Origin of the sequence: Saccharothrix texasensis, from assembly GCF_003752005.1 — a bacterium.
GTDB lineage: Bacteria > Actinomycetota > Actinomycetes > Mycobacteriales > Pseudonocardiaceae > Actinosynnema > Actinosynnema texasense.
In genome coordinates this window covers 8,476,551-8,493,328 of record NZ_RJKM01000001.1, presented here as the reverse complement: position 1 = coordinate 8,493,328, position 16,778 = coordinate 8,476,551, and the positions used below count along the sequence as shown (strand labels likewise).

10 protein-coding genes are annotated in these 16,778 nt (G+C 69.7%); 4 read left to right on the top strand and 6 right to left on the bottom strand.

Translation table 11 applies throughout. The features are described 5' to 3' along the window. Window positions 1–249 precede the first annotated feature (249 nt). A complete protein-coding gene (locus EDD40_RS38010) occupies window positions 250–1,242 on the top strand; it encodes a PaaX family transcriptional regulator (RefSeq protein ID WP_123747164.1) in 993 nt (330 codons plus the stop codon). 32 nt (window positions 1,243–1,274) lie between these two features. Here EDD40_RS38010 and EDD40_RS38005 read toward each other — a convergent pair whose 3' ends face one another. The 5 genes from EDD40_RS38005 to EDD40_RS37985 form a co-directional block, all read right to left on the bottom strand. Continuing rightward, window positions 1,275–2,822: a glycoside hydrolase family 43 protein gene (locus EDD40_RS38005; RefSeq protein WP_123747163.1), complete on the bottom strand. Its 1,548-nt coding sequence runs from the start codon at window positions 2,820–2,822 to the stop codon at window positions 1,275–1,277. A gap of 24 nt (window positions 2,823–2,846) precedes the next feature. Further along, a complete protein-coding gene (locus EDD40_RS38000) occupies window positions 2,847–3,695 on the bottom strand; it encodes a carbohydrate ABC transporter permease (RefSeq protein ID WP_123747162.1) in 849 nt (282 codons plus the stop codon). Next, entirely contained in the window at window positions 3,692–4,645 is a 954-nt protein-coding gene (locus EDD40_RS37995) for a carbohydrate ABC transporter permease (protein WP_170185356.1), read from the bottom strand. The genes EDD40_RS38000 and EDD40_RS37995 overlap by 4 nt, the downstream gene beginning before the upstream one ends. Next, window positions 4,642–5,907, bottom strand: a complete 1,266-nt coding sequence (locus EDD40_RS37990) for an extracellular solute-binding protein (protein WP_123747161.1) — start codon at window positions 5,905–5,907, stop codon at window positions 4,642–4,644. Before EDD40_RS37990 ends, EDD40_RS37995 begins: the two co-directional genes overlap by 4 nt. A 327-nt stretch (window positions 5,908–6,234) precedes the next feature. Continuing rightward, a complete protein-coding gene (locus EDD40_RS37985) occupies window positions 6,235–7,617 on the bottom strand; it encodes a glycoside hydrolase family 43 protein (protein WP_123747160.1) in 1,383 nt (460 codons plus the stop codon). 835 nt (window positions 7,618–8,452) lie between these two features. Between EDD40_RS37985 and EDD40_RS42955 the strand changes: the two genes are divergently transcribed. The 3 genes from EDD40_RS42955 (at window position 8,453) to EDD40_RS37970 (ending at window position 13,921) form a co-directional block, all read left to right on the top strand. After that, window positions 8,453–9,841, top strand: coding sequence for a glycoside hydrolase family 10 protein (locus EDD40_RS42955; protein ID WP_246038389.1), 1,389 nt, complete (start codon window positions 8,453–8,455; stop codon window positions 9,839–9,841). A 149-nt stretch (window positions 9,842–9,990) separates the two neighbouring features. After that, entirely contained in the window at window positions 9,991–12,105 is a 2,115-nt protein-coding gene (locus tag EDD40_RS37975) for a family 43 glycosylhydrolase (protein WP_123747158.1), read from the top strand. A 451-nt stretch (window positions 12,106–12,556) separates the two neighbouring features. After that, the gene (locus tag EDD40_RS37970) at window positions 12,557–13,921 is read left to right on the top strand and encodes a glycoside hydrolase family 10 protein (RefSeq protein ID WP_123747157.1); all 1,365 of its coding nucleotides are present in this window, start codon (window positions 12,557–12,559) and stop codon (window positions 13,919–13,921) included. A 52-nt stretch (window positions 13,922–13,973) separates the two neighbouring features. Here EDD40_RS37970 and EDD40_RS37965 read toward each other — a convergent pair whose 3' ends face one another. After that, on the bottom strand, window positions 13,974–16,709 hold the full coding sequence (locus tag EDD40_RS37965; protein ID WP_123747156.1) for a beta-L-arabinofuranosidase domain-containing protein: 2,736 nt from the start codon (window positions 16,707–16,709) through the stop codon (window positions 13,974–13,976). Window positions 16,710–16,778 lie beyond the last annotated feature (69 nt).

The window sequence follows — 16,778 nt, the reverse complement described above, 5'->3', positions numbered from 1 at the left end:
GCCGGTGCGACCCGCGGTGCGGCGGCGGAGATCCACGCGTGGACGTGTCCGGCGGTTGACCAGCCGGGTGCGGTCGAGCGCACGGGTCTCGGCCGGTCGGATCCCGTCCCTAACGTGTGACAGTTAGCCTGCCGCGCGGACAGTAAACTGTCAATCGACTGTCTCGACCGCGGGCGTGGCCCGTGCGGTGGATCCCGGCCCGATTAGGGTCGGTGGCGACGACCTGTCCGAGCCACCGCCGGAGCCGCCGTGACCAGCCCGTACGACATCGAGGAGATCTTCCCGGACGACGCGGTCCGGCTCCCCCGGCGGCAGTCCGGCAACTCGCCCCAAGGCCTGGCGGTGACCCTGCTGGCCGACTACACCCTGCGGACCGGGGCCTGGCTGCCGTCGGGCGCGATCGTGGCGCTGCTCGCCGAGGCGGGCGTCAGCCACGCCGGCGCGCGCACCACCATCAGCAGGCTCGCCCGGCGCGGCGTCCTCGAAGGCAGCAGGCAGGGCCGCAACAGCTCCTACCGGCTCACCCCGCCCGCCGCGCTCAACCTGGCCGCCGGCGGCCGGTCGATCGTCGCCGCCGCGGCCGCCGACGAGCCCTGGGACCACCGGTGGACGTTGATCGCGTTCTCACTGCCGCAGGACGAGGTCGCGCAACGCCGCGAGCTGCGCAGCCGGCTGCGCTGGTACGGCTGCGCGCCCCTCTACGACGGCCTCTGGATCTCGCCCCACGACATCACCGAGAAGACCAGGGCACAGCTGGTCGAGCTCGCCTTCGGCACCATGACCGTGTTCCGCGCCCGCCACGTCGACCTCGGCGACGAGACCGGCCGCAACCCCCTCGACGCCTGGGACACGACCGCCATCGCCCGCCACTACGACGCCTTCATCCGGCGCTGGCGCCCGCTGCTGCCCGACATCCGCGCCTCCCGGATCACCGGGATGGAGGCGGTCCGCGCCCGCACCGAGGTCATGGACACCTACCGCCGCCTGCCCATCCTCGACCCGAGGCTGCCCCTCGAACTGCTGCCCCCGGGATGGCTGCGCGCCCCCGCCCGCGACCTGTTCGCCGCCGTCTACGACGGCCTGGCCGGCCAGGCCCAGGACCACGTGCGGGCCGTGGCGGGCCGGTTCACCACCGACCCGCTCACCGACGTGCAGGCGCACACCGTCGCGGACATGCTCGCCGGCCTGCGAGGCGCCGGGGAACCGACCACCGACCGCGCCGGATCACCCACCGGGAGCTGACCGCGCCGACGCCCTGCCCGACGGCGAGGCGGTCAGGGTCCGGCGACGTCGAGAGGACCGTGGTCGAACCAGTCGAACCAGGCGGTGCCCTCGGTGACGTACATGCCGATCACCCGGCCCGTGAAGCCGGTGGCGACCTCCGTCGACAGGTACCGGCCGTCCAGCTCGGCCAGCGGCTCCGGGTCCTCGCCCACGTGGAAGGCGAGGTAGTCCGGCGCGGCGACGTGCAGGCCCGCGGGTTCCTCCCCCTCCGGCCACCGCCTGGCCGAGCGGGTGGTGATCGCGAGGGTCACCGGTCCCGGGGGCACGGAGCGGGTGGCCACGACCTGGCGCAGGGGGCCGATGCGGGCGATCACCGCGGCCTGCCCGTCGGCCACCTCCAGGTCGTAGTGGTGGCCTTCGTCCAAGCGCGCCGACAGGCCCGCGCGACCAGCGGCCGGGTCCAGCAGGACGGCGGTCCGGCTCTCGACGTGCTGCTGCCGCCGGCCGACGAAGGTGCAGCCCGGTCGGTCCAGCGTCGAGCCGGTGGCGTGCAGCGCGAGCCACCCGGGCCGTTGCGCCAGGGACCACGAGCCGTCCGGCCGCGAGCGCGGCGAGATCCACCGCGGATCGAGGTCGGGTGCGTCGAAGTCGTCCCGCCGCGGCGCCGCGACCGGCGTGCGCGCACCGGCCGGCGCCGGCGCCCTCAGGTCGACGGGCGCGACCCGCGGCCAGCCGTCCTCCCACTGGACCGGGGTGAGGAACGTTTCCCGGCCCAGGACGTGGAACTTGGGGCTGTACCCGACGGGGCGGGTGGCCAGCAGCACCATCCACCACTCGCCACCCGGTGTGGTGACCAGGTCGGCGTGGCCGGTGCTCTGGACCGGCCGGCTCGTGCTCCGGTGCGACAGGACCGGGTTGACCGGCGCCGGCTCCCACGGACCTCGCGGCGAGCGGGCCCGCGCCATGGCCACGGTGTGGCCGCGCTCGGTGCCGCCCTCCGCGATCATCAGGTACCACCACTCCCCGACCCGGTAGAGGTGGGGCGCCTCCGGCCACTGCAACCCGGTGCCCGCCCAGGCGGGCTCCGGTCCTTCCAGCACCTTCCCCGCCTCGGGGTCGATGCGGGCGATCTGCACACCGTGGAAGTCCGGCCCGTGGGCCCCGGCGAAGGAGCACCAGCAGTTGCCGTCGTCGTCCCACGCCAGGTCGGGGTCGATGCCGGGCAGGTCGATCCACACCGGGTCCGACCAGGGGCCTTCGGGCCGCTCGGCGGTGACGATGAAGTTGCCGCCGTGCGACACGTTCGTGGTGATCAGCCAGAAGCGGCCGTCGTGGTGCCGGATCGTGGGCGCGTAGATGCCGTCGGACGCCATCGCGTCGGCCGGCAGCGGGAGCTGCGACGGGCGGTCGAGGACGTTGCCGATCTGCCGCCAGCCCACCAGGTCGCGGCTGTGGAAGATCGGCACGCCCGGGAAGTACTCGAAGCTGGAGCACACGAGGTAGTAGTCCTCGCCGACCCGGCACACGCTGGGGTCGGGGTGGAACCCGGGGATCACGGGGTTGTCGTAGAACGACGCCTCGGCGGGCGATGAGGTCATGGTTTCCCTTGTTGTGCGAGGGCTTCAGCCCTTGAAGGCGCCTTCGAGGATGCCCGCGACCATCCGGCGCCCGACCACGACGAACAGCACGACCAACGGGATCGTGGCGAGGAAGGAGCCGGACATGGCCAGGCCGAGGTCGACGTCGAGGCTGTTCTGCAGCGCCTTGATGGCGATCTGGGCGGTGTAGCGCTCGGGGGACTTGAGCACGATGAACGGCCACAGGAAGTCGTTCCACGCGGTGATGAACCCGAACAGGCCGAGCACGAACGCGGCCGGGCGCACGATCGGGAACGCGATGCGCCAGAACACCTGCGCGGTGCTCGCGCCGTCGATGCGGGCCGCTTGCATCAGCTCGTCGCTGATCGTGGCCGAGATGTGCTGGCGCATCCAGAAGATGCCGAACGCGCTCGCCAGACCGGGCACGATCAACGCCTGGAGGGTGTCGACCCAGCCCAGCTCGGACATGATCATGTACTGCGGGATGACGGAGAGCTGCGTCGGCACCGTCATGGTGAGCACGACGACCACGAACAGGGCGTTGCGGCCGGGGAAGCGCAGCTTGGCGAAGGCGAACCCGGCCAGCGAGCACAGCACCGCCTGGCCGACGCCGATCGCGGTGGCCACGGCGAGGCTGTTGAGCAGCGACTGCACGAACGGCACCGTGTCCAGGACCAGGCCGGCGAGGTGGAAGAAGTTGCCGCCGGGCACGACCTCGGGGGGCATCTCCGTCGCGGTCGCCGTGTCGGTGGTGGCGACGATGAACATCCAGTACAGCGGGAACAGGCAGACCACGGTGGCCGCGGACAGCAGGAGGTAGGTCCACCAGCGGACCCGGCCGGGGCCCCGGCCGCGCGTCGAGGTGCTCGTCATCGGTCCGCCTTGATCCGGGTGGACAGCACGAAGTTGATCGCGGCGATCGCCACGACCATGACGAACAGCGCGACGCCGATCGCCGAGCCGTAGCCGAACTCGAACTGCCCGAAGCCCTGCTCGTAGAGGAACAGCGTCAACGTCTGGCACTGGCGCACCGCGCCGCACGTCAGCCCGGAGCCGGTCAGCAGCGGCTCGGTGAAGATCTGCAGGCCGCCGATGGTGGAGGTGACCACGGTGAAGATGATCACCGGCCGCAGCGACGGCACGGTGATGTGCCGGAAGCGCTGCCACGGCCCCGCGCCGTCGATGGCGGCGGCCTCGAACACCGACCGGGGCACCGATTGCAGCGAGGCGAGGTAGAGCAGCGTGGTGTAGCCGAACCACCGCCAGGTCACCATCGTGGCGATGAGGACGTGACTGCCCCAAGTGGACTGGACGAAGTCCACCGGCTCGATCCCGACCAGTCCGAGCAGCCAGTTGAGCAGCCCGTAGTCGCGGTCGAACAGCTGCGCGAAGACGACGGCCGTGGCCGCCACCGAGGTGATGTACGGGACCAGCACCGACATCCGGAAGAACAGCGCGAACCGCAGCCGGGCGTGGTTGAGCACGTGGGCCAGCACCAGGGCCAGCAACAGCTGGGGCACGGTGGACAACGCCCAGATGCTGACCGTGTTGCCCGCGGCGTTCCAGAACCGCGGGTCGGCGAACATGCGGGTGAAGTTGTCCGTGCCGATGAACACCTGGTCGCCGATGGGGTTCCAGTCGAACAGGGCCACGTAGAAGGTGAAGAGGAGGGGGAACAGCCCGAACACCCCGAACAGCACGAAGAACGGGGCGATGTAGGCGTACGGCGACAGGCGCTCGGCCAGCCCCCTGCCCCTCGGGGAGGCAGGGGGCGGCAGTGCCGCCGACGGCGCCGGGGTGAGCGTGGCGGTCACGGTGGTCACTCGCCGATGGCGGTCTTGATGTTGCGCACCGCGTCGTCCCACGCGGTGGCCGGGTCGCCACCCGCCTGCTCGACGTTGGTGATGGCGTCGAGGAACTCCTGGCCGATGGCGGCGCTGTCCGGGCCGATGTAGAACGGCTTGAGGCCCAGCAGCGAGTCGGTGTAGATCTTGCCGGTCGGCGCGTCGGAGAAGAACGGGTCCTTGCCGTCGGTGAGCTTGGCGTCCTGGTAGACCGAGGGCGTGGAGGGCAGGGCGCCGACGCGGGTGAAGTGCTCCAGCTGCCCCTCGGGCGACTGCATCTCCTTGATGTAGTTCCAGGCGGCCTGCGGGTTCTTCGCGGCCTTGGGGATGGCCAGGTAGCTGCCACCCCAGTTGCCGGCCGCGCCGGGGATCTTGGCGATGTCCCACTTGCCCTTGGTGTCCGGGGCGGTGCTGCGGATGCTGTTGAGCATCCACGACGGCGCGGACACCGCGGCGTACGCGCCCTGGCCCATGCCGGCGCTCCACGCGCTCTCGAACGAGGACTGCCCGGCGGTGATCCCCGAGGTGGCCGCCTTGATGCCGAGGTCGAACGCCGCCTTCACCTGCGGGTTGGTGCTGTAGACCAGCTTGCGGTCCGCGCTGTAGTACTTCTCCGACACCTGGTTGACCGCCTGGTAGAACACGCTGGTCGCCGCGTTGTCGGTGAACGCCTTGCCGGTGGTCTGCTTGTAGCGCTTGCCGGTCTCGATGAACGCGTCCCACGTCGGCCACAGCGCGCTCACGGCCTCGCGGTCGGTGGGCAGCCCAGCGGCGGCGAACAGGTCGGTCCGGTACGCCACGGCCATGCCGCCGACGTCGGTGGGGACCCCCAGGACCTCACCGTCCTTGGCGACGCTCTGCTTCCACACCCAGTCCAGGTAGTCGCCCTTGATGTCGTCGGCGCCCAGCGTCCGCAGGTCCACGAAGTTCTGCGGCTGGTCCACGAACTGCGGCAGGTTGTCGCCCTGGATCAGCACCAGGTCCGGCACCTTCCCGCCGGCCAGCGCGGTGGTCAGCGACTGGGCGGTCTCGGTGGAGGTGCCCACCTCGGTCAGCTTGATCTGGACGTCCGGGTGCTTCGCCTGGTAAGCGTCGACGGTCAGCTTCTGGTTGATGGCCGAGAACGACCAGAACTCGAAGGACTTGCCGTCCCCTTCCCCGCCGCCTCCGGTGCCGGGTGTGCACGCGGTGAGGAGGGCCAGGACCGCGGCGGCGCTGAGCAGGGGCAAGCGGAGTTTCACGACGCTTCTCCAAGGTGTGCGATAACAGGCGGCACCGCCACCGTGCGGTTGGCCACCGCAGGCAGGCGATCGCGTGAATCGGACCGAGCCCCGCCGCACCGTGCGGCCGAAAGTTTCGGTCTCAGTTCCGATTGTTAGCGCTCACGACAGTAAGCTGTGTCACAGGAGCCGTCAAGAACCGTTGCCCTGCCCGAGATCCCTCGAGCACAACCTCCCTCAGTGGACTATCGGCAACACACTTTGTGAACGCGAACTATCTAAGGTCGTCGAGCGGTGTCGGCCGCGGTGGCGGGTCCCTGCGGGCCGCCACCGCGACCACCGCGCCTGCTACGCGGTGAACTGCCACCAGTTGAGGTTGAACAAGTAGCCGCTGCCGCCGGTGAACCGCAGGTAGAGGTCGTGGGTGCCCGTCGCGCCGCTGATCGGGCAGGAGACCGTGGTCCAATTCTGCCAGCCGCCGGTGGCCGAGACGCCGCAGCGACCCACCACCGTGCCGCTCGGACCGTCCAGCCGGACCTCGACGGTGCCGCCGGCGCCGGCCGAGGCGACCCGCGCGCTGAACGTCCTCGCGCCCGAGCCGAAGGCGGCGCCCTTCACCTTGGTGTAGTCGCCGTTCTCGATCCAGCCCACGTTCATCCCACCCTCGGAGGACGGTTCCGTCTCGATGCCCGACCCCCAGGCGATCGTCTCGGCCTCCTGGCGGACGAAGGGGTTGAGCGTGCCCGCCTGCGGAGCTCCGCCGGTGGTCATGGTGATGGTCGGGATCGTGCCGTCGGCGTTGTAGGTGAACCTCTCCACCGCCACGGAGCGGGTGAACCCGCCGCCGCCGGACAGGGCGCCGTTGTGGTAGAAGAAGTAGGAGCTGCCCTTGAAGTCGACGATCCCGGCGTGGTTGGTGAAGCTCGCGCCCTGGGTGGGCATCACCGTGCCCCGGTAGGTCCACGGCCCGGTGGGGCTGGTCGCGGTCGAGTAGGCGATGAACTCCGAGCAGCACTTCGCCGCGAACACGTTGTAGTACAGGCCGTTGCGCTTGTAGACCCAGGGGCCTTCCTCGTAGAGGGTGGGCCTGGCGGCGTCACCCGCGCGGGAGCCGAAACCGGCCGTGGTGAGCGGGATCTGGGTGGGGCTGCCGGAGAAGGAGGTCATGTCGGCGTTGAGCCGCACGTACCAGAGGTTCGGGTTGCCCCAGTAGAGGTACGCCTGGCCGTTGTCGTCGATGAAGACCGTCGGGTCGATCTCGCCGTTCTCCACCAGCGGGCGGCCGATCGCGTCGCGGAACGGGCCGGTGGGGTTGTCGGCGACGCCCACGCCGATCGCCATCCGACCGGTGGCGCGGTTGACCACGGGCACGTACCAGTAGAACTTGCCGTTGCGCTGGATCGCCTGCCCGGCCCACGCGTCCTTGCTCGCCCAGGAGAAGGTGCCCACGTTCATCGGCGAGCCGTGGTCGGTCCAGTTCACCATGTCGTCGGAGGACCAGACGCGCCACTCCTTCATCGTGAACCAGGTGGAGCCGTCCTCGTCGTGCCCGGTGTAGAGGTACACGCGTCCGTTGTGGACCAGGGGAGCCGGGTCGGCGGTGTAGATGTGCTGCACGATCGGGTTGTCCGCCTTGGCCAGCGCGGGCGCGAGGGCCAGGGCGCAGAGGACCGCGGTGAGCAGCGCGCCCACCCGTCGCGCGAGCGCCGAGAGGGACCACGTCGATTTCACAAGAACCTCCGGAGGTGCGTCGGTCGGCGGCGCGGGTGGGGCACGGCGCTCTTCGGCGTCGTCGGCGGGGGAAGTCGAGCCGGGGCGACGGGCGCGCGTGGGCGGTCCGGCGGCCGGGTGTGCCGCCGGACCGCGGTGACGGCGCTCGGCGCCATCGGGCTTCGTCGCATCGGCGTCCCCACGTCGTCGTCGGCGGCGCTCACGGCGGCGCTCAGCCGGGCGGGGTCACGCCGGGGCGGAGCGGCCTTGGATCTCCTGCCATGTAACTACGCGCTCTCGGCGCCGTCAAAGCTAAAATGTGAGCGCTAACTTTAGCTCTCTGCCGCCGTTCAGCCCAAAAGCCTTCCCCAGGCCATTCCCACCGGCGTTCCACCAGCTAAAGATGTTTGCGCTAACTTTAGCAAGAGCGGCAAATGCGCAGTCGAACGACATTCGAACTGACCATGACCCCCGTGACGACTCGCACGGGCCACCGGCGGACTCGCTTCCACCACGATACCGCGCCCTACCTGCACGAAACTTTTTCGTAACGCCTTGACCGAGCGTGTGCCATCCTTCACAGTCGGAGAGGCACGGCGCGCGTTCACCGCGACAACCACGGCACCTCATTGCCAACCCATTTGCACTGAGGTTGTTCGAGCCCGTAGTTGTTAGCGTTAACAGATAGTCGGACGGGCGTCGGCCAGTTACCCCTGCCACCGCGGCACAAGACCCGCGGTGTGCTGATCCGTGAGGACCCGTGATGAATCATTCGATACGAGCGGTCAATCGGCCGACGCCCGCGCGTCGACCGAGAACAACGGCGTTGCTGCTCGTCGTAGGACTCGTCGCCACCATGATGACGGTGGCGTTCGACGGCCTGGCCCTGGCGGGCACGACGCTGGGCGCCTCGGCCGCGGAGAAGGGCCGGTACTTCGGTGCCGCCATCGCGGCCGGGAAGCTCGGTGACAGCACCTACACGACCATCCTGAACCGCGAGTTCAACCAGGTCACCGCCGAGAACGAGATGAAGATGGACGCGACCGAGCCCAACCAGGGCCAGTTCACGTTCACCAACGGCGACCGGATCGTCAACCACGCCATCAGCCGCGGCATGAAGGTGCGCGGTCACACCCTGGCTTGGCACTCCCAGCAACCGGGCTGGATGCAGCGCATGGAGGGTTCGGCGCTGCGCCAGGCCATGCTGAACCACGTCAGCCGGGTCGCCACCTACTACAAGGGCAAGATCCACTCCTGGGACGTGGTGAACGAGGCCTTCGCCGACGGTTCCAGCGGCGGGAGGCGTGACTCCAACCTGCAACGCACCGGCAACGACTGGATCGAGGCCGCGTTCCGCGCCGCCCGCGCCGCCGACCCCGCCGCGAAGCTCTGCTACAACGACTACAACACCGACGGCGTCAACGCCAAGAGCACCGGCATCTACAACATGGTGCGCGACTTCAAAGCCCGCGGCGTCCCCATCGACTGCGTCGGCTTCCAGTCCCACCTGACCAACTCCGCCCCGTCGGACTACCAGGCCAACCTCCAGCGCTTCGCCGACCTCGGCGTCGACGTCCAGATCACCGAACTGGACATCTCCGGCTCCAACCAGGCCAACGCCTACGCCGCCGTCACCCGCGCCTGCCTCGCCGTCGCCCGCTGCACCGGCATCACCGTCTGGGGCATCCGCGACAGCGACTCCTGGCGCACCGGCCAGAACCCCCTGCTCTTCGACAGCAGCGGCAACAAGAAGGCCGCCTACACCTCCGTCCTCAACGCCCTCAACGAGGGTTCCAACCCCCAGCCCGGGGTCATCGACACGACCGCCTGGTACGTGCTGGTGAACCGCAACAGCGGCAAGGCGTTGGACGTCTACAACCTGGCCACGAACGACGGCGCCCGCATCACCCAGTGGGCGCGCAACGACGGCAACCAGCAGCAGTGGCAGTTCGTCGACTCCGGCGGCGGCTACTACCGGGTGAAGTCGAGGCTGTCGGGCAAGGTGCTGGACGTCTACAACTTCTCCACCGCCGACGGCGCCAACATCGTGCAGTGGGCCGACGGCAACGGCACCAACCAGCAGTTCCGCGCGGTCGACTCGAGCGGCTACGTCAGGTTGGTCAACCGCAACAGCGGCAAGGCCGTGGAGGTGCAGGGCGCGTCCACCGCCGACGGCGGCAACGTCGTGCAGTACAGCGACTGGGGCGGCGCCAACCAGCAGTGGCAACTCGTCCGCGTCGGGTGAGCACGCGACCCGCCACGACGCCCGACCGACCCGGCACGGGTCTGCCGACCCGGCCCTGTCCACCCCGCTGACCGGTTCCGGAGCCCTCGCACGCCGTGCGGGGGCTCCGGCCGTAACGCCGCTGGAAGAGCGGCGGGTAAGGAGCTGTCATGTCTGTCCCCGATCAACTCCCACGGCGCCTCGCGCGCAGACGTGGCCGGTTGTCGCGGATGGCCGCGGTGCTGGCCGCGGTCGTGCTCGGAGGTGTGATGGTCGTCTTCAGCTCGGCGACCAGCTCGGCGGCGACCGTCGACACCAACGCGTGGTACGTGCTGGTCAACCGCAACAGCGGCAAGGCGCTCGACGTCTACAACTTCGCCACCAACGACGGCGGTCGCATCACCCAGTGGACCCGCGGTGACGGCGCCAACCAGCAGTGGCAGTTCGTCGACTCCGGCGGCGGCTACTACCGGCTCAAGTCCAAGCACTCCGGCAAGGTGCTGGACGTCTCGAACTTCTCCACCGCCGACGGCGGCGCGATCGTGCAGTGGGCCGACGGCAACGGCACCAACCAGCAGTTCCGCCTCGCCGACTCCGACGGCGGCCACGTCCGGCTGATCAACCGCAACAGCAACAAGGCCGTCGAGGTCCAGAACGCCGCCACCAACGACGGCGCGAACATCGTCCAGTACAGCGACTGGGGCGGCGCGAACCAGCAGTGGCAGCTCGTCCGCGTCGACGGCGGCGGCACCACCACGACGACCACGACCACGACCTCGCAGCAACCGGGCGGGCAGTACACCAACCCCGTGGTGTGGCAGGACTTCGCCGACGTCGAGGTCATCCGGGTCGGGGACGCGTACTACATGACCGCGTCGACCATGCACTACTCCCCCGGCGCGCCGATCCTGCGCTCCTACGACCTGGTCAACTGGGAGTTCGCCGGTCACTCGGTGCCGTCCCTGGACTTCGGCACGAAGTACGACCTGACCAACGGCCAGCGGGCCTACGTCAACGGCATCTGGGCGTCGACGCTGCAGTACCGGCCGAGCAACAAGACCTACTACTGGGCCGGGTGCATCGACTTCAACGACACCTACATCTACACCGCGACCAGCGTCGAGGGGCCGTGGAACCGGCACGCCCAGCTCGACAACTGCTACTACGACGCGGGCATGCTCATCGACGACAACGACACGATGTACGTCGCGTACGGCAACAGCACCATCAGCGTCGCCCAGCTGTCCGCCGACGGGCGCAGCCAGGTCCGCGCGCAGCAGGTCTTCCAGACCCCCTCGAACATCGGGACGCTGGAGGGCGCGAGGTTCTACAAGCGCAACGGCAGCTACTACATCTGGCTGACCCGGCCCGCCAACGGCCAGTACGTGCTCAAGTCGGACAACGGGCCGTTCGGCCCGTACACCGTGCGGCAGGTGCTGCTCGACCTGCCCGGCCCGATCTCCGGCGGTGGCGTGCCCCACCAGGGCGGCCTGGTCCAGACCCAGACCGGGTCCTGGTACTACATGTCGTTCGTGGACGCCTACCCCGGCGGCCGGGTGCCCGCGCTCGCCCCGATCACCTGGACCTCCGACGGCTGGCCGACCCTCCAGACGGTCAACGGCCGCTGGGGCGTGAACTACCCCTCGCCGCTGCCGACCCGGGCGGTCAAACCCCTCACCGGCACCGACACCTTCGCCGGCACCGCCCTCGGCCCGCAGTGGGAGTGGAACCACGACCCGGACACCTCGAAGTACTCGGTGAACAACGGTCTGACGTTGCAGACGGCCACGGTCACCAACGACCTCTACGCCGCCCGCAACACCCTCACCCACCGCATCCAAGGACCCACGTCCACGGCCACCATCGAGCTGGACTACAGCACCATGCGCGACGGCGACCGGTCGGGCCTGGCGATGCTGCGCCAGTCGTCGGCCTGGATCGGCGTCAAGCGCGACAACGGCCAGACCCGCGTGTCCATGACCAACGGCCTGGCCATGGACGGCAGCTGGCGCACCACCAGCACCGGTAGCGAGGCCGCGAGCGCCGCGGTCAGCGGGGGCCGGATCTGGCTGCGGATCAACGCCGACATCCAACCGGGCTCCAACCGGGTCGCCCGCTTCTCCTACAGCACCGACGGCGTGAACTTCACCTCGCTCGGACCGACGTTCACGCTCAACAACGCCTGGCAGTTCTTCATGGGCTACCGCTTCGGCATCTTCAACCACGCCACCCAGGCCCTGGGCGGCGCGGTGACCGTCCGCAAGTTCGCCCTGACCACTCCCTGACCCCGGGGAACAGCACCGTCCCGAGTGGCGGTCCCGGCACGGCCATCCGGCCTACCGGGGCCGCCACTTCTCGTTGTGGCAGAGAGAAATTTGCGAATCTTCTTTCGAATAGTTTCGATACTTTGTCGCCGCAGACCTCCGGGCAGGGAGGCAGAACCCCAGGGTTGGTTGAACCGCTTCACCAGCTCTCATCTGCGGTTTCACCTGCCCTACCGGAACCGATCTCACGTGGTCCGGCCACCCGTCGAGGCTGAACAGGACCACATCGACCGCCGGAGGCAGGCCTTGATAGCGCGAACAGTTTCGGTTAATACTCCTAAAGATTTCAGTTTGCCCGACTGGAGGCGTCGGAACTGCCCGACGCCCGACACCGAGCGCGCCGCAGGCCGCTCGAACCCGATCCGTCCTCCTCCACCCGCGTGGCGCGGGTGCTCCCCAGAAAGCCCCGAACATGACGCTGACAGCGAAGTCAGTCGCACGGGCCGCCCTCGTGTCGACCCTGCTCGCCGCGACCGCGGGCGCCGCCCTGCTGGCCGCCTCCCCCGCCAGCGGCGCCGCCTCCACCCTCGCCGCCGCCGCCCAGCAGAGCGGCCGCTACTTCGGCACCGCCGTCGCCGCCAACAAACTCGGAGACTCCACCTACGTCGGCATCCTCAACCGTGAGTTCGACATGGTCACGGCCGAGAACGAGATGAAGATGGACGCCACCGAACCCAACCAGAACCAGTTCAGCTACAGCAACGGCGACCGCATCGTCAACCACGCCCGCAACCAGGGCAAACGAGTCCGCGGCCACGCCCTGGCCTGGCACTCCCAGCAACCCGGCTGGATGCAGAACATGTCCGGCACCTCCCTGCGCAACGCCATGCTCAACCACGTCACCCAGGTCGCCACCTACTACCGCGGCAAGATCTACGCCTGGGACGTCGTCAACGAGGCCTACGCCGACGGCAGCTCCGGCGGCCGACGCGACTCCAACCTCCAGCGCACCGGCAACGACTGGATCGAGGCCGCCTTCCGCGCCGCCCGCGCCGCCGACCCGAACGCCAAGCTCTGCTACAACGACTACAACACCGACAACTGGTCGCACGCCAAGACCCAGGGCGTCTACCGCATGGTCCAGGACTTCAAGTCCCGCGGCGTCCCCATCGACTGCGTCGGCTTCCAGGCCCACTTCAACAGCGGCAACCCCGTCCCCTCCAACTACCACACCACCCTGCAGAACTTCGCCGCGTTGGGTGTCGACGTCCAGATCACCGAACTCGACATCGAAGGCTCCGGCAGCACCCAGGCCCAGCAATACCAAGGCGTCGTCCAGGCCTGCCTCGCCGTCACCCGCTGCACCGGCATCACCGTCTGGGGCATCCGCGACAGCGACTCCTGGCGCGCCTCCGGCACCCCCCTGCTCTTCGACGGCTCCGGCAACAAGAAAGCCGCCTACACCTCCACGCTGAACGCCCTCAACGCAGCCGCCACCACCGGCCCCACCACCACCACCACCTCCACCGACCCCACCGGACCCACCACCACCACCACGCCGCAGAACCCCGGCGGCTGCACCGCGACCTACACCGAAGGCCAGAAGTGGAGCGACCGCTTCAACGGCCAGGTCACCGTCACCGGCACCGACAACTGGATCGTCACCGTCACCGTCACCTCACCCCAACGCATCATCGCCACCTGGAACACCACCGCCACCTGGGACACCGCCAACGTCATGACCGCACGCCCCAACGGCAACGGCAACACCTTCGGCTTCACCATCCAACACGGCGGCAACTGGAACTGGCCCACCCTCTCCTGCCGCATCGGCTGAACCGGAACGGCGACCCGCCCGGGTGTTCCGGGCGGGTCGCCGCGCCAATGGCTCAGATGAAGCGCCAGAGGTGGTCGTTGGTGCCGTTGTCGTCCCAGAGGACGATCTGCGCGCCCCGCGCGGTGGAGGCCCCGTTGACACCGAGCACGCGCCCGCCGTTGCCGCACTGGATGCGGAAGTAGCCCCCCGAGCCGTAGCGCAGCCGCCACTTGTGGTCGTTGGTGCCGTTGTCGGCCCACTGGAGCACCCGGGCGCCGTTGGCGTTGGCGGCGTTCTCGACACCGAGGACCTTGCCGCTGTTGGAGTTGCGCAGCCGGAAGTAGCCGTCGGCGTCCACCACGGCGGTCCAGAGGTGGTCGGCGGTGCCGCTGTCGTCCCACTGCACGGCCAGGCCGCCGTCCGCGGTCGACATGTCCTGCACGCCCAGGACCAGGCCGCTGGCGAGGTTCTGGACCCGGCGGGCGCCGGCGGGCACGAACCGCCAGCGGTTGTCGGCGGTCCCGTTGTCCGGGTCCTGCACGGCCTGGGCGCCCGCCGCCGTGGAGCCGTTGAGGATGCCCAGCAGCTTGCCGCTGTTGCCGTTGCGCAGCTTGTGCGTGCCGTCGCCGTTGTCGACGACCGTCCACTTGTGGTCGGCCGCACCGGTGTTGCTCCACTGCAGGACGCGGGCGTTGTCCGCGGTGGACGCGTTCTCCACGCCGAGGACCTTGCCGCTGTTGCGGTTGCGCAGCCGCACGGCGCTGCCGTCGGTGACCAGCTCCCAGTTGTGGTCGGCCGTCCCGGTGTTGTTCCACTGCACGGCCAGGCCGCCGTCCGCGGTCGACATGTCCTGCACGCCCAGGACCAGCCCGGTGGCCGCGTTGACCAGCCGGTAGCCGGCGTCCGAGCCGCCACCGCCGCCGTTGGTGCTCCAGTAGACGGTGTAGTTGTAGCCGTGGGCGTCGTAGAACGGCCCGAGGTTGACGGTCGCGCCGTCGGCGCGGGCGGTGAACGCCAGGCCCGACGTGCCGGTGCGGGTGATCGAGGCGGTGTCCAGCGCGGGCAGCCTGCTCAGGGCGGTGTTGCCGTAGTTGCCCGCCAGCACGACCGGGCCGTAGGTGATCGCGGCGACGGCGGAGTTGTCGTTGGCGGGCTGCACCACGACCCGCATCGGCAGGCGGAGGGTCACCGCGTCGCCGGCGGCCCACGTCCGGGTCAGGGCGGCGTAGGTGCCGGGCGTCGTGGCGACGTCCTGCGCGACCCCGTTGACGCTGATCGTCGCGCCGGTGGTCCAGGCCGGGATGCGCAGGCGCATCGTCCACGACCCGCTCGCGTTGCCGGTCACGGTCAGCGTGGTGGTGTCGGAGGCCGGGTAGCTCGTGGTCTGCGTGACGGTGATCCCCCGCTGCGCCCAGGTCAGCACCGACGGCGTGTACAGGTTCACCGTCAGCGTGGTGCCGTTCTGGAAGTAGATGGAGTTCGCCAGCGAGGTGTTGACCTCCAGCGCGGTCCCCTGGCAGCACCAGAACGTGCCGTAGTCGGTGCTCCAGTTGCCGCCACCCCAGGCCGGTCCGGTGTTGCCGCGCCGGTGGCCCGGGTTGAGGCCGGTGAAGTAGCAGATGTGGCCGTGCGGGTCGGCCGTGTTCTGCTGGCCGAGGAGGTGGTTGAGCAGGGCGCGCTCGTAGAAGTCGAAGTACGAGGCGCGGTTCGGGTCGAGCAGCCACAGCTCACGGGTCAGCTTGAGCATGTTGTAGGTGTTGCACGCCTCGGCCGTGTCGGTGTTGAGGTAGGCGGCGATGGCGTTGGGCGCGCGGAAGTGCTCGGCCTGGCTGTTGCCGCCGATGACGTAGGTGTGCGCGCCCACCGTGATGTTCCACGCGTTCGACGCGATGTCGCGGTAGCGGGTCGTGCCCGTGGCCTTGTACTCGCGCGCGGCGCCGATCCACTTCGGCACCTGCGTGTTGGCGTGCAGCCCGTTGAGCCGGTCCTGGTTGGCGGCCAGCGGGTCGAAGACGGAGGCGTGGTCGAACCGCTGCGCCGCCGCGAGCCAGCGCGAGTCGCCGGTCTGCTGGTAGAGGTCGGCCAGCACGGCGTTCATGCCGCCGAACTCGGTGCCCAGCACGCGCTGCATCTGGCTGTAGGACAGCCTGGCGGTGCGCCAGTCCACCCAGCCCGCGAACCGCAGCAGCACGTCGCGCGCCTGCGTGCTGCCGATGTGCCGCCACACGTCCAGCAGACCCGCCAGGGTCTTGTGCAGCGAGTAGTACGACACGGACTTGGGCGAGCCCGCCTCCATCGCGTCGAAGTCCGACTCCGGGAACCCGGACAGGTAGCCGGTGTTGAACCCGGCGGCCGCGTTGTTCGCCTGGCACTTGGCCAGCTCGGCGACCATGTAGTTGGCCCGGTCCCGGGACGTGGTGTCGCCGAGCACCGCCCACGCCTGCGCCCAGGCGCTGAGGAAGTGGCCCTGGCTGTGGGTGCGGAAGGGGAAGTTGGGCGCTTCCCAGCCGCCCAGCGCCGCCGCGCCGTTGGTGGACAGCCGGTGGTTGGCGCGGAAGTTGTAGAGCAGCCGGTCGACGTCGACGAACCGCAGGTACGACAGCGTCCGGCTCTGGTTCTCCATCCACCGGCCGGGGCTCAGGCGCACCTCGCCCAGGTCGAACGGCTGGGCGGAGACACCGAGGTCGCCGCGGACCGGCGGCACCGTCGCCGCGACCGCGGACCCCGAGGTCAGGCCGGGCACGGTCGTCGCGACGGCCGCGACGCCGACGGCTTGCAGCAGCGTGCGACGGCTCAGGGGTGACGACATGAGCTCTCCAGTGAGTTGGGGGGTCGGCCGGCCGGGACGTCGTGCCGAGGGCACGGCGGGGCGACCGGC

Bases quoted from the DNA above. Each gene is read 5' to 3' on its own strand.
- EDD40_RS38005 (WP_123747163.1), bottom strand. From the start codon at position 2,822: ATGACCTCATCGCCCGCCGAGGCGTCGTTCTACGACAACCCCGTGATC.
- EDD40_RS38000 (WP_123747162.1), bottom strand. From the start codon at position 3,695: ATGACGAGCACCTCGACGCGCGGCCGGGGCCCCGGCCGGGTCCGCTGG.
- EDD40_RS42955 (WP_246038389.1), top strand. From the start codon at position 8,453: ATGATGACGGTGGCGTTCGACGGCCTGGCCCTGGCGGGCACGACGCTG.
- EDD40_RS37975 (WP_123747158.1), top strand. From the start codon at position 9,991: ATGTCTGTCCCCGATCAACTCCCACGGCGCCTCGCGCGCAGACGTGGC.
- EDD40_RS37970 (WP_123747157.1), top strand. From the start codon at position 12,557: ATGACGCTGACAGCGAAGTCAGTCGCACGGGCCGCCCTCGTGTCGACC.
- EDD40_RS37965 (WP_123747156.1), bottom strand. From the start codon at position 16,709: ATGTCGTCACCCCTGAGCCGTCGCACGCTGCTGCAAGCCGTCGGCGTC.